The sequence below is a fragment of the Geodermatophilus sabuli genome (assembly GCF_010686765.1).
GTDB classification, from domain to species: Bacteria; Actinomycetota; Actinomycetes; order Mycobacteriales; family Geodermatophilaceae; genus Geodermatophilus; species Geodermatophilus sabuli_A.
The window spans coordinates 129261-141751 of sequence record NZ_JAAGWF010000003.1 but is presented as its reverse complement, the minus strand read 5'-3'; the positions used below and the strand labels follow the sequence as shown (position 1 = coordinate 141751).

Annotated in this window: 12 protein-coding genes; 3 read left to right on the top strand and 9 right to left on the bottom strand. The window is 74.4% G+C overall.

Translation table 11 applies throughout. The annotated features are described in order from the left end of the window. Positions 1-49 precede the first annotated feature (49 nt). Positions 50-1564, top strand: a complete 1515-nt coding sequence (locus GCU56_RS02435; protein WP_163479915.1) for a mannitol dehydrogenase family protein — start codon at positions 50-52, stop codon at positions 1562-1564. Positions 1565-1693: 129 nt separating this feature from the next. On the opposite strand, the gene GCU56_RS02430 is transcribed toward GCU56_RS02435, so the two are convergent. The 6 genes from GCU56_RS02430 to GCU56_RS02405 all read right to left on the bottom strand — a co-directional run bounded on the left by GCU56_RS02430 (position 1694) and on the right by GCU56_RS02405 (position 8638). Further along, positions 1694-2452 (bottom strand): B3/B4 domain-containing protein, encoded by a 759-nt coding sequence (locus tag GCU56_RS02430; RefSeq protein ID WP_345771594.1) that lies wholly within the window; start codon positions 2450-2452, stop codon positions 1694-1696. Continuing rightward, the gene (locus tag GCU56_RS02425; protein ID WP_163479913.1) at positions 2422-3543 is read right to left on the bottom strand and encodes an iron-containing alcohol dehydrogenase; all 1122 of its coding nucleotides are present in this window, start codon (positions 3541-3543) and stop codon (positions 2422-2424) included. The genes GCU56_RS02430 and GCU56_RS02425 overlap by 31 nt, the downstream gene beginning before the upstream one ends. Then, a complete protein-coding gene (locus tag GCU56_RS02420) occupies positions 3540-4490 on the bottom strand; it encodes an intradiol ring-cleavage dioxygenase (RefSeq protein ID WP_163479912.1) in 951 nt (316 codons plus the stop codon). Before GCU56_RS02420 ends, GCU56_RS02425 begins: the two co-directional genes overlap by 4 nt. A 104-nt stretch (positions 4491-4594) precedes the next feature. After that, the gene (locus GCU56_RS02415; protein ID WP_204331320.1) at positions 4595-5602 is read right to left on the bottom strand and encodes an ABC transporter substrate-binding protein; all 1008 of its coding nucleotides are present in this window, start codon (positions 5600-5602) and stop codon (positions 4595-4597) included. Between the two features lie 348 nt (positions 5603-5950). Beyond that, entirely contained in the window at positions 5951-7381 is a 1431-nt protein-coding gene (locus tag GCU56_RS02410) for an aminomethyl transferase family protein (protein WP_163479911.1), read from the bottom strand. A 51-nt stretch (positions 7382-7432) separates the two neighbouring features. Continuing rightward, complete coding sequence (locus GCU56_RS02405) at positions 7433-8638, bottom strand: FAD-dependent monooxygenase (protein WP_163479910.1); 1206 nt, start codon at positions 8636-8638, stop codon at positions 7433-7435. A 243-nt stretch (positions 8639-8881) separates the two neighbouring features. On the opposite strand from GCU56_RS02405, the gene GCU56_RS02400 reads away from it, so the two are divergent. After that, entirely contained in the window at positions 8882-9766 is an 885-nt protein-coding gene (locus GCU56_RS02400) for an IclR family transcriptional regulator (RefSeq protein ID WP_163479909.1), read from the top strand. A 96-nt stretch (positions 9767-9862) separates the two neighbouring features. Here the strand turns inward: GCU56_RS02400 and GCU56_RS02395 are convergent, their stop codons facing one another. Then, on the bottom strand, positions 9863-10069 hold the full coding sequence (locus tag GCU56_RS02395) for a hypothetical protein (protein ID WP_163479908.1): 207 nt from the start codon (positions 10067-10069) through the stop codon (positions 9863-9865). Between the two features lie 123 nt (positions 10070-10192). Further along, positions 10193-10396 (bottom strand): zinc-ribbon domain-containing protein, encoded by a 204-nt coding sequence (locus GCU56_RS24970; protein ID WP_163479907.1) that lies wholly within the window; start codon positions 10394-10396, stop codon positions 10193-10195. A 353-nt stretch (positions 10397-10749) separates the two neighbouring features. Between GCU56_RS24970 and GCU56_RS02385 the strand changes: the two genes are divergently transcribed. Continuing rightward, positions 10750-11457, top strand: coding sequence for a histidine phosphatase family protein (locus GCU56_RS02385; protein ID WP_163479906.1), 708 nt, complete (start codon positions 10750-10752; stop codon positions 11455-11457). 31 nt (positions 11458-11488) lie between these two features. Here GCU56_RS02385 and GCU56_RS02380 read toward each other — a convergent pair whose 3' ends face one another. Then, on the bottom strand, positions 11489-12226 hold the full coding sequence (locus GCU56_RS02380; RefSeq protein WP_163479905.1) for a ComF family protein: 738 nt from the start codon (positions 12224-12226) through the stop codon (positions 11489-11491). Between the last annotated feature and the right edge of the window lie 265 nt (positions 12227-12491).

The following is a 12491-nucleotide window of genomic DNA, read 5'->3' as shown; positions in this document are numbered from 1 at the left end:
CTCGTCGACCGGACGGCGGCCGGCCACCTGACCTGTGAGAGGACCCGTCATGCAGCCGCTCGACGCGCGGTCCCTGCCGGCTCTGGCCGGCTCGGTGTCCGTGCCCACCTATGACCGGTCCCGGGTGCGGGTCGGGATCGTGCACCTGGGCGTCGGGGGATTCCACCGGTCGCACCAGGCCATGTACGTCGACCGGCTGCTGGAGCAGGGGCAGGCGCAGGACTGGGGCATCTGCGGGGTCGGCGTCCTGCCCTCGGACCGCCGGATGGCCGAGGTGATGGCGGCCCAGCAGGGTCTGTACACGCTGGTGGTCAAGCACACCGACGGCACGCTCGACGCCCGGGTCGTGGGGTCGATCGTGGAGTACCTGCTCGCGCCGGACGACCCGGAATCGGTCGTCGAGAGGATGGCGGCCGCGACGACGCGCATCGTGTCGCTGACGGTGACCGAGGGGGGCTACAACGTCTCCGCGGTGAGCGGGGAGTTCGACGCGACGGCTCCCGAGGTGGTCGGGGACCTGCGTCCCGGCGCCGCGCTGCGGTCGACGTTCGGCCTGGTCACCGAGGCGCTGGTGCGCCGGCGGGACCGGGGGCTGGCCCCGTTCACGGTCCTGTCCTGCGACAACATCGAGCACAACGGGGACGTGGCGCGGCGCAGCTTCGCCGCCTTCGCCGCGCTGCGCGACCCCGAGCTCGGCGCCTGGGTGGATCGTGAGGTGCCCTTCCCGAACTCCATGGTCGACCGGATCACCCCCGCGACCACGGACGAGGACCGGGCCGACGTGGCCCGGCGCTCAGGCGTCGAGGACCGGTGGCCCGTGGTGTGCGAGCCCTTCACCCAGTGGGTCCTCGAGGACCGGTTCGGCCTCGGTCGCCCGCCGCTGGAGGACGCCGGCGTCCAGGTCGTCGACGACGTCGAGCCCTACGAGCGGATGAAGCTGCGGCTGCTCAACGCCGGCCACCAGGCGCTGGCCTACCTGGGCCGGCTCGCGGGCCACGAGCTGGTGCACGACGCCGTGACCGACCCGCTGCTGGCACGCCTGCTGCTGGGCTACCTGGAGCACGAGGCGACCCCCACCCTCCTGCCGGTCCCCGGGATCGACCTCGACGACTACCGGCGCACCCTGGTCGCCCGCTTCGCCAACCCCCACATCCGCGACACCCTCGCCCGGCTCGCCGTCGACGGCTCCGAACGGCTGCCCAAGTGGCTGCTCCCCGTCGTCCGGGAGAACCTCGCCTCCGGCGGGGAGGTGCGCCGGTCGGCCGCGGTCGTCGCCGGGTGGGCCCGCTTCGCCGAGGGCGTGGACGAGCAGGGGCAGCCGATCGAGGTGGTCGACCGCCGGCGGGACACCCTCGTGGCCGGCGCCCGCCGGCAGCGGGAGGACCCCCTGGCCTTCCTCGCCGACCGCGAGCTGTTCGGGGACCTGGTCGACGACGAGCGCTTCACCAGGCACTACCGCGCCGTGCTGGGGTCGCTGCACGAACGCGGGACCCGCGCCACCCTCGAGGCGCTGGTCGACTCCCTGCCGGCGCCGTCCTCCTCGCCCGACAGCACCCCACCGTGACGGCGTCGCGCCGATGAGGCCCCGTCGGCCAGGCAGCGGCCGGGCGGCGGCTCCGCGTCCACGATGACCCGCACCGCGTGAGCCGCTGCGCACGGCGGTACGACCGAGCACGGGCGCACCGAGGGTGGGTCAGCCCGGCGGGGTCGAGGTGTCGCGGCCGGGACGCGCGAGCAGCCGCCGGTGGACGACGGCGGCCGGGCTGAGGGCGAGCAGCGCGTCGGTGAGCGCGTCGGCCGCGGCGCAGACGGCGTCGTCGGGGAGCGGGGCGAGCGCGTCGAGGATGAACACGGCGCTGGTGGTGTCGGTGGTGATCCGGGTGCGGGTGCCCTGCCGCCAGTTCCAGCGGCGGCAGGTGACGCCGGCGTCGTCGCGCCAGACGACCTCGCCGGCATCGGGGTGCTCGATCACCGGCTCGCCGCCCGCCGTCGTGTCGAAGGCCTCGTCCCCGGTCGCGCGCACCAGCCGCGGGGGACCGGCGTAGGCGGCGCGGTCCTCGCCGCCGATCGGCAGCAGGTGGGCGACGGAGACGGCGTTGTAGACGTCGGTGATCCGGTCGATGCGGGGCAGCCCGTCCGGCTGCACGCGGCGCAGCAGCGCCTCGACGCTGGGCCGCGTGCGTTGCGGTCTGGCGCCGAAGGCCCGGTAGGCCTCGCGCCAGGCGCTCAGGTGCGCCAGCTGCTCCGGCGGCCGGCCACCGAGCAACCGCCGGGCGGCGTCCTCGGCGTCGGCCAGGACGCGCTCGCTGACCTCGTCGCTGGGGCCGCCGTGCAGTCCGTCGGCGGTCAGCAGCAGTGCCCGGTAGTCCGGCCGCAGCTCGAACACCGCCGCGTCGACCGTGGCGGTGGCGAGCCATCCGCTCACGTGCTGCTCGTCGTCGGGTCCAGGCACGTGGCCGATCCTCCGGGGGGAGGCGGGCCCCCCGTCCATGCCGCCCGCAGGAGGAGGTCGACGCCGGCCGCCGTGACCGGGCGGGGGTTGCGGTACGAGTCCCCACCCGCCCCCGACGCGGCGAGCGCCGCCATGCGGGGGACGTCCTCCTCGGCCATGCCGAGCTCGCGGAGGGAGCGCGGTGCACCCAGCCGGCCGGCGAGCTCCCACAGCGCCCGGGCCGGGTCGGGCGTACCGCCCAGGGCCCGGGTCAGGGCGGCCACGGCCTGGGGCGCGGACGGGGCGTTGTGGGCCAGGACATGGGGGAGGACGACGGCGTGGGTCTGGGCGTGCGGGAGGTCGAGGGCGCCGCCGAGGGTGTGACACAGCCTGTGGTGCAGCGACATCGTGGTCGCGGCCAGCACCGCCCCGCACAGCCAGGCGCCGTACTGGGCCTCGCCGCGCGCGTCGAGATCCCGGCCGTCGGCCACGACCGCGGGGAGTGCGGAGGCCAGCGCGCGGACACCCTCCTCGGCCATCAGCGAGACGATCGGGGTGGCGTCCGGTGCGTAGAGCCCCTCGACGGCGTGCGCCACGGCGTTCATCCCGCTGGCTGCCGACAGCGCAGGGGGGAGACCGACGGTGAGCTCCGGGTCGTAGAGGACGCTGCGCGGCAGGACGCGGGCGTCGCGGCCGGTGCGCTTCACCCCGCCCTCGGTGAGTCCCCACACCGGGGTCATCTCCGAGCCGGCGTACGTGGTGGGGACGGCGACCACCGGCAGGTCGGACTCGAGGGCGATCGCCTTGCCCAGGCCGATGGCCGAGCCGCCGCCGACGGCGACACAGCCGTCCGCCGCCAGGACGGCGGCGCGCCCCCGGGCCCGGCGGGCGACCTCGATCGGCACGTGCGTGCGGGCCTCGGGGAGGACGCCGGCCGCCCGGTCGCCCAGCGCGTCGGCGACCCTCCGACCGGTGTCCTCGTGGCCGGGGGAGCAGATCACCAGCACCCGGCGCAGCCCGAGCCGGTCGACCTCGGCGGGGAGCTCGGCCAGGACCCCGACGCCGAAGACGACCCGCATCGGCAGGGCCTGGTAGGTGAACGGGGGGATCACTCCGGGGATCCCCCGGGAGCGCCGCGGACGACGGTCGGCGCGACCTCCGCCGGCTGGGCGGCGGGCGGCGCCTGGTCGCCGCGCAACAGGGCGACGTCGAAGTGGACGGTGCGGAACGGGTTGGGCAGCCCGACCTCGGCTGCCCGCGCCGCGTCGTCGACGACCGGGAACGGCCGCACCAGGCTGTCCTTGACCCCGAAGACGGCGTCGGAGTCCAGGTAGGGGCTGTCGTCGACGAACAGGTGGGTGGTGACGGGGCGGTGACCGTCCGCGGTGACGATGAAGTGAACGTGCGCCGGCCGGTTCGGGTGCCGGCCGGTGGCGGCCAGCAGCCGCCCCACCGGGCCGTCGTCGGGGATCGGGTAGTGCCGCGGCACGATCGTGCGGAACCAGAACCGCCCGTCGGAGTCGGTGGTGAACAGTCCGCGCAGGTTGCGCTCGGGCTGGATGCCGGGCTGCTGGACGTCGTAGAAGCCGTCGTCATTGGCCTGCCAGACGTCGACGAGCGCCCCGCCCAGCGGCTCGCCGTCCGGGCCGGTCACCCGCCCGGTGACCAGGCAGGGGTTCCCCTTGCCGTCGAGCGCGATGTCGGCGCCGAGCTCCCGCGGCGGGGAATCCACCATGTGGAACGGGCCGAGCACCGTCGACTCCGTCGACTGCCCGCCGGTCCGGTGGTTGATGGTCTCCACCAGCATCGACACCCCGAGGACGTCGGAGAGCAGGACGAACTCCTGGCGGACGTCGTCGCACGTCTGCCCGGTGGCGGTGAGGAACGCGATGGCGGCACCCCACTCCTCCTCGGTCAGCTCGACGTCCTTCACGAAGGCGTGCAGGTGCTCGACCAGCGAGGTCAGCACCTGCCGCAACCGCGGGTCCGGGGTGCCGGCGAAGCTCGCCGCGACCACCTCGGCCGACCGCTCCTCGCTGAACGACTCACGCTGGCTCATGCCCGGGCTCTCCTCGCTGTCGTGCGGGTGGGTGTGCTGCCGTCCAGCCTCGCCGACCCCGGGACCAGCCGCGCTGACGGGGCTCCCGGGGCCGACGAGGGACGTCACGGCAGCAGCTGGGCCAGGTCGGGGACCCGCGTCAGGAGCCCGTCGGCCACCCCCAGTTCGGCCAGGGTCTCGATGGAGTCCCGGTTGATCTCGGTCGGCCACTCCGGCAGCTGCAGCGAGTCGAGGACCGACTGTTCGATGTCCGTGTACTCGGTCAGGATCGCCCGCGTCGCGTCGGGGTTCTGCCGCGCGTACTCCAGCGACTGGGTCATCGCGGCCTGGAAGCGGTCCACGAGGTCGGGGTCGTCGGCCGCCAGCTGCGCGCTGGTGAAGTAGACCGCCACGGTGAGGTCGTCGGCGGCGTCGACGTAGTTCGAGGCGACGACCCGGCCCCCGCCGCCGGCCGCCACGGTCAGGAACGGTTCCACCACCCAGACGGCGTCCACGTTGCCCTGGTCCAGCGCCGCGGGCATGTCGGCGAAGGGGAGTTCGACGTACTGGATGCTCGCGGGGTCGCCACCGGCCTTCCGCACCGACTCGTTGATCGTGGTGGTCCCGATGTTGTTCAGGGTGTTGACGGCGACGCGCTTGCCGGCGAGATCGGCAGCGGTCGCGATGCCGCTGTCCGGCCGGGCCACGACGCCGCTGAAGTCGGCCCCGGCCTCGCCGGTCGAGGCCACCCCGCCGGCCACGATCTCCAGCGGCAGCCCCTGGTCGGCGGCCAGGAGCACGGACGTGACGTTGCCGAACCCGAACTGGAAGGTGCCGTTCACGACGCCGGGCACGATGGCCGCGCCGCCCTGCCCGCTCTGCAGCGTCAGGTCGATCCCCGGGTCCTCGAAGAAGCCCTGCTGCTGGCCCAGGTAGATGGGGGCGCTGTCGACGACCGGGACGATGCCCGCGGTCACCGCGTCCAGGGACTCCGCGCCGCCGCTGCTCGGCGTCCCGTCGTCGGAGGAGCCGCAGCCGGTCACCGCCAGGGCGAGAGCGCCGGCCAGCGCGATCCCGCGCCGCCGCTGTCGGGCCGGCGTCCACCGGGTCTGCCTGGGGTGTCGGGTGAGCACGATCGTCGGTCCTCTCGTCGCGGCCACCGTGGCTGCCGTCCGGCAGGAGCCGGGCGTCATCGGGGGCCAGGTCACTGGTGCCTCGCCGTCGGGGATGGTGGCCGCAGTCGCGCACCGGCAGAACCGAGCCGGTCATTGGATGGACTGCCATGGACCGGCATCGTCGGACCGGCGCCGACCCGCCCTCGGCCGGGAGCGGGCACGCCCGACAGCCCCGGCCGACGGGCCGGGGATCGTGGGTCCGGGGCGCGGGGGTGGGCGCCACCAGCCGGCCTCGCTGGGGGTGCGTCGCGGGGTCCTGCTGACCGGCGCGGCACGCACCCCCGGCGAGCCCGGGGAGCTACGCGGTCACTGCGCGGCGGACCGGCCGCCCACCGACGAGCGCATCATCTGCTGCACGGTGGAGGCGTAGGGGGCCGGAGCGACCGTCGCCCGCACGAGGATCTGCTGGTGCCGCTCGACGCGGGGCTTGCGGGAGCCGCCGTCCGGTTCGCCCCAGAGCAAGGTGACCTGGTCGCCGATCGTGGCGTGCTCGGTGTCGAGCAGACCGAGGGAGAGGATCTTGCGCTCGTTGCTGCTGTAACCGGTGTACGTGGACAGGCCGACCAGCCTCCCGTCCAGGGTGCGGACCTCGTCCCGCTGGACCATGTTCCCGTAGTCGGCGACCGGCAGCTCGATGTACTTGTAGGGCACGCCGGGGTCGAGGAGCGAGCCGAAGACCCGGAGGACGTCCTCCTTCTCCCAGACGAGGGTCACCTTCCTGCGCGGGGGGTTCTCGGCCACCCGCTCGAGAGCCTCCCGGCCGATGAAGTCGTGGTCGAACTTCACGATGTGCCCGTAACCGAGGTCGTAGGGCGTGACGTAGTAGTCCTCGACGTTGCTCGAGACGAAGCTCCCGGCGATGGAGAACTTCCCCTCCCAGCCGTCGGCCGGCAGCCACTCCCGGTAGCCCCGCAGGTCGTCGCCGGTGTAGACGGCAGGCAGGGGGTAGGCCACCCAGGCCTGCTCGTACAGGGTGCTGAAGTACGCCTTGGTCCCACCCTGGCGCAGGCCGTGCGCCGCGCCGGCGGCGAGGATCGCGGCCCGGACGGTCTCGCTGTGCTCGTAGGGCCCGGAGATCTCCACCCCCTTGTGCCCGGCCATGCCGTGCCGGAGGACGAGCACCTCGACGCCGGCGATGGTCACCCGCGCGGTGCGGAAGAACCTGATCTCCGGGGTCTCCCCGTCGACGACCTCGTCGAAGATCTCGCTCGCCGTCGGGCCGTCGAGCTGGAACCGGAACTTCAGTCGCCGGCCGGTGGGGTTGTCCGAGGTGTTGTTGTCCCGCTCGGTCGTGACGTCCCAGTCGCCGGTCTGCGCGTGGTACTCGACCCAGTTCAACAGCGGCATGCTGCTCACCAGTTCGTAGGTCTGGTCGCCGAGGTCGTAGAGGACGCAGTCGCCGATCATCTGGCCCCGCGAGTTGCAGCCGATGAACTGCTTGGCCATGCCGGGGGTCAGGTTCGCGAGGCTGTTGACCCCTATCCGGCTCAGCAGCGCGAGGGCGTCGGGTCCCTTCACGTAGAGCTCGGGCATGTGGTGGGACTGGTCGAACAGGATCGCCGTCTCGCGCCAGGCCCGCTGCTCGTCGCGCCAGTTGGTGAACTCGGCGGGCACCGGGGACAGGTCCGAGCGCACGCGGCTGTGCGGGCCCGGGGTGTCGTTGTACAGGTGGGCCACCAGGTCGGGCGTGGCGTCGACCAGGTCCTGGAGCGACCTGGTGTGTCCGGCAGCGGTCATCGCTGGGTTCCTCTCGTGTCCGGGTTCTCGGTGACGTCGGCGTGGTGGAGATCAGACGGCGGCGTCGGTCTCCGCGCGGTCGGGGTCGTAGGCGTAGATCCAGCCGTTGGCCACCAACGGGTCCGCCGCGGCCAGTGCCGCGTCGCGGGCTTCCTGGTCCGGCCCGTCGGGCAGGTGGTTGACGTGCGCACGCCCGTGACTGATCTCCTGCAGCCGGGTCGTGCGTTCGATCCGCAGGGACTCGTACCGCTGCAGCGCACGTGCCGGCGCGGTGACGTCGTCGGCCAGGCAGCGCGCGAGGACCGCGGCGTCCTCGATCGACTGGGCGGCGCCCTGGGCGAAGAAGGGGAACATCGGGTGCGCGGCGTCGCCCAGGAGGGTGATGGGACCGTTGCTCCAGCGCTGGAGGGGCCGGCGGTCCAGCAGCGCCCAGCGACCGGGCGTGCCGGCCTGTCTGATCAGGTCCTGCAGGCGCGGGTCCCACCCGGCGAACTCGGCGAGGAACTCCTCCACGGTGGCGGTGGCGCTCCACGACTCGGTGGTGACGTCGCCGGCCGGGGCGAAGGCCACGAGGTTGACCGCCGTCTCGCCGGAGATCGGGTAGTGGACGAGGTGGTGGCCGGGTCCGATCCACAGCGTCTGCGCCCGACGGCGGGCGAACGCGGGAGCACGGTCGGCCGGCACGATGGCCCGGAAGGCGCACATCCCCGAGTACGTCGCCGGTGAGGGCTCGGTCACCGCACCCCGCACGGTGGAGTGCACTCCGTCCGCGCCGATGACCACGTCGGCCTCGACGGTGCTCCCGTCGGTGAAGGTCAGGCGCGCCGTGTCGCCGTCGGCGGCCACGGCGGTGAGGCGCCTGCCCAGCTCGACGCTGCCCGCAGGGACGGCGGAGCTGATGGCGTTGAGCAGATCGGCCCGGTGGACGGTGTAGGTCGCCTCGCCGTACAGCCGTTCGCACGAGCCGGCCAGGTCCTCGGCGGACAGGATGCGGCCGTCCTCCCAGCGGCGGAACTCCCAGCCCACGTCCAGCGGGACGGCGCTGCCCAGGAGGTGGTCCAGCACGCCCAGCCGACGGAGGAGGCGCACCGCGTTGGGTGCGAGCACGAGTCCCGCGCCGACCTCCTTCAACTGCGACGTCTGCTCGTAGACGACGTTCGGCAGTCCCGCGCGGTGCAGGAGGGCGGCTGCGGCCAGGCCACCGATGCCGCCACCGACGACGGCGATGCGGGGAGTGCTCCGAGCTCGATCGACCATCGGAGGCCTGTCCTTTCCTGCGACGGGGACCCGTGTCCGGTCGGCGAGCGGGAGCGACCACCCGCCTACGCCGGCGGCACGGGTGTGGTCCTCGGGCCGGCCTCGCGGCGGTGAGACGACCACGATGGTCGGTGGACGCACCGTGCGGTGGAAGCGGGTCGTCCATTGGATGAACCGATCCCCAGCGGCCCGTCCCGCGGACATAGCCTGCGCCGGACGTCGTCTCGCAGCGGGGGAGGAGCCATGCCACGGACCAGCGAACCCGGGCGGAGCGTGAGTTCCCGGCTGCTCGAGGTGCTCTTCGCCTTCCGACCGGGACACACCCGACTCACCCTCGCCGGGCTGGCGCGGCAGACCGGGATGCCCCAGGCCACGGTGCGCCGGCTGGCCCTGGAGCTGGTGCGCGCGGGTGCGCTGGACCTGGGTTCTGATGGCTCCCTCACCGTGGGCACCCGGCTGTGGCAGCTCGGCACGCTGGCCCCGCGGACCCAGCCGCTGCGCACGGTGGCCATGCCGTTCCTGGAGGACCTCTACACCGCTCTCCGGCAGCACGTGCAGCTCGCGGTCCTCGAGGGGCGCGAGGCGGTGGTCGTCGAGCGACTCTCCCGGCCGGGCGCCGTGGGCCTGACCTCGCAGGTGGGTGGACGCCTGCCCCTGCACAGCTCGGGCGTCGGCAAGGTGCTGCTCGCTCACGCGGACGGTGCCCTGTTCGACGGCCTGGTGGAACGCGGGCTCGACCGGTTCACGCCGCGCACGGTCACCGATCCCGCGCACCTGCGTCGTGAGCTGGGGGACTGCCGACGCACGGGGACGGCGACCGTCCGGGAGGAGATGACGGCCGGCGCGGACTCGGTCGCGACCCGCATCATGGACGCCGACGGTCACGTCGTCGCGGCGCTGTCGGTCGTCGTCGCGTCGGGGTCCGTGGCGCTGAGGACGGTCATCCCCTCGGTGGTCGCGAGCGGTCTGGGCATGTCCCGCCGGCTGGGCTGGATCCCGAGCGTGGGGGTGCGGCACGGCGTGGCACCGGGTGAGGCGCACCCCTCGGCCACGGGCCACCTCCCGGCCGCGCTGCCCCCGGTCGCCGACCTGCCCCCGCCGGCTGGGGTCGACCGCTCCGCGTTCTGAGGCCGGTGTCGATCGGCCAGTGCCCTCGCCCGCTTCGGGGAGACCACGGCCACCGAGCGGCCACCGGTGCCCGGCCGACTGCGTCGCGGTGCGGTCCTAGCGGTGGTGCCGGCGCGCCGCGTCGACCTCGTCCGCGGCGACGTCGGCCCGCTCCGCGTCCGCGAAGACGGCGGTGGGATGGTCGTCGCCCTGTGCGTCGGGGTTCTGGACGGCCTCGTCCGGCCGGGTCGTGTCGGGGACCGCGTCTCCGGTCGGTGGAGGGACCTCGGGGTGCTCCGCCGACGTGGATCGTGGAGTCGTCATGCCTCTACCCCCTGGTGTCGCGCTGCCTCGACGTCCACGATCGGGCACACGCCGCAGGGTGACAAGAGTGCAGGGACCTGCCGGTCCGCGGCCGCCGGAGCCGGCGACCGGCCCAGGCGGGGCTCACACCTCGACGGCGGTGCCGCAGATCCCGCAGACCTCGAGCTGCTGGCGTCCCCACCGGGCGATGGGCACGAAGAAGACCGTGAACTGCTTGACCTGCCTGACTCGCGCCCACGGTGTGGTGTTGCCGCAGCGTGGGCAGGTGCGGACCTCCCCGGGACCGAGGTCCTGCTGCTTGGTGCCGAAGCCGAAGAGGAAGAACACCCGGCCACCCTAGGCCGGGCAGGTCGTCCGGGCCGGTCAGGAGTCCAGACGTCGTGCCGCTGTCCTCCGACCGGGACGGCGAGGCGCTGGTCCTGGCCTTCGACCCGCGGACGCTCGCTGCGCCCTACCGCTCGCACGGCTACCCGACGACCGCCGGCGGCCGGCGCGGGGGAGCGCTGCCGGACGGTGGCGACCGCGTTCCTCGTGGCCGCGTACCGGCCCGTCCGTGTCCTCCGGGTACGACCGTCGGGGCCTGGCCGACCGTCGGGTGCGCGACCCCGCCGCGGGAGTGCGCCGGGCCGTGGGAAACGCTGTGCCGGCGGGGCCGCCGGGCTCCTCGAGGGGAGTGCCTGGTGGCGACCGAGTTGTACCTGGTGCGGCACGGCGAGGCCGTGGCGAACGTCGAGCCGCTGATCGGCGGGATGCGGGGTGACCCGGGCCTGACTCCCCGGGGACGTGCCCAGGCCCGCCTGCTGGAGGAACGGCTGGCGGAGCAGCGGATGCGCGCCGACCGGCTGGTGTCCAGCACCCTGCCGCGGGCGCTGGAGACCGCCGAGTACGTGGCGCGGGCGCTGGGCCTGCCGGTGCTGCCCGACGACGGGCTGCACGAGCTGCGTCCCGGGGAGGCCGACGGCCTGACCGTCGACCAGTGGCGGTCCCGCTACCGCGCCGGCGAGGAACCGGGGACGTGGGACCCGCACCGCGTGTTCTCCCCGGGTGGGGAGAGCTGGGCGACGTTCCTGGCCCGCGCCGGTGGGGCACTGTCCCGTCTCGTCGCCCGGCACCGGGACGAGACGGTGGTCGCCGTCTGTCACGCCGGGATCGTGGAGGCGTCGTTCGCGCTGGCGTTCGGCGTGGGAGCGAGCGGGAACCGGGTCGACTGCGCGCCGCTGAACACCAGCCTCACCCACTGGCGGCACCGGCCGGCACCCGCCCGCGGTCCGGAGTGGACGCTGGTCTCCTACAACGACGCCGGCCACCTGGCCGGCGGCGGACCGCCCGTCCCGCCGCCCCACGACGCCGTGCCGCTGCCCGGCGAGGCGCCCGCAGCCGACGCGTGACCGGCGAGCCGACGGCGCGGCAGGGACCCGGTCAGCCGCCCTTCCTGCGGGCGAGCACCAGCCCCGCCACCTCGGCGGCCCCGGCATCCATCAGCACGCGGGCCATCTCGCGCAGCGTGAAGCCCTCGGAGTAGACGTCGTCCAGGACGAGGATGCGTCGGCCGGCGACCAGGTCGGGTCTGGGCACCGCGAGCGCCGGCCGGAGCGAGTGCTCGGCGATGGCCCGCCGGGTGGCCACGCTCCGGCCCAGGAACTGCCCGGTCGGACCGGACTTGGTGATCAGGTCGGGGACGAAGGGCCAGTCGGGTCCGGCGGCCTGCGCTCCGTCGAGGATGAGCCGGAGCGTGTCCCAGAGCCGCCTGGCTCGGGGCCCCACGTAGAGCGCCCCGGCCGTGATGAGGTCGTAGCGGGCCAGGTCCGCCCGGTTCTGCTCGAGGAAGCCGACCAGGATGCGCCCCAGGATCGGCGCCCACGCGCGGTCCTGGTCGTACTTGTACTGCCAGACGGCGGCCCACATCTCCTCCGGGCGCTCGCACGCGGTGAGGACGCGGGAGAACCAGCGGTCGTCGAGGGTGCACACGGTGTTCGGGCACCGGTCGTCGTCCCCGAGTTCCTGACCGCACACCGGGCAGGCCGCCGTGGGGACCGTCGCGGCCCCGCCGTTGGCGCAGGTGAAGCAGACCGCCGGGGTGCCGGTCGTGCGGTACGGACAGGACATGCAGCCGGGGAACCCGGCCGGCTGGGGGTCCAGCGGGCCCAGGGGGATCACCGGGAGCGACGGGGACGGCGGCCACGGAGGGCGGCCGGCACCGGGTGGCGGAGCGCACGGCGACGGCCGCTCGGCCAACCGGAGGGTGCCGGTCGCCCGCGGGTCGCCGTCCTCCCAGGCCCACGCCGGCGTCCTCTGCTGTTCCCCCTCAGCGGCATCGCCGGACCGTACGCGACCGGTCCGGCCGGCGGAGCCGTCCCGCGCGCCGTGACCGAGGTCGCGGTGTGTGGTGGAGCGGCCACGGGTGCAGGGCGAGCCGCGCTGA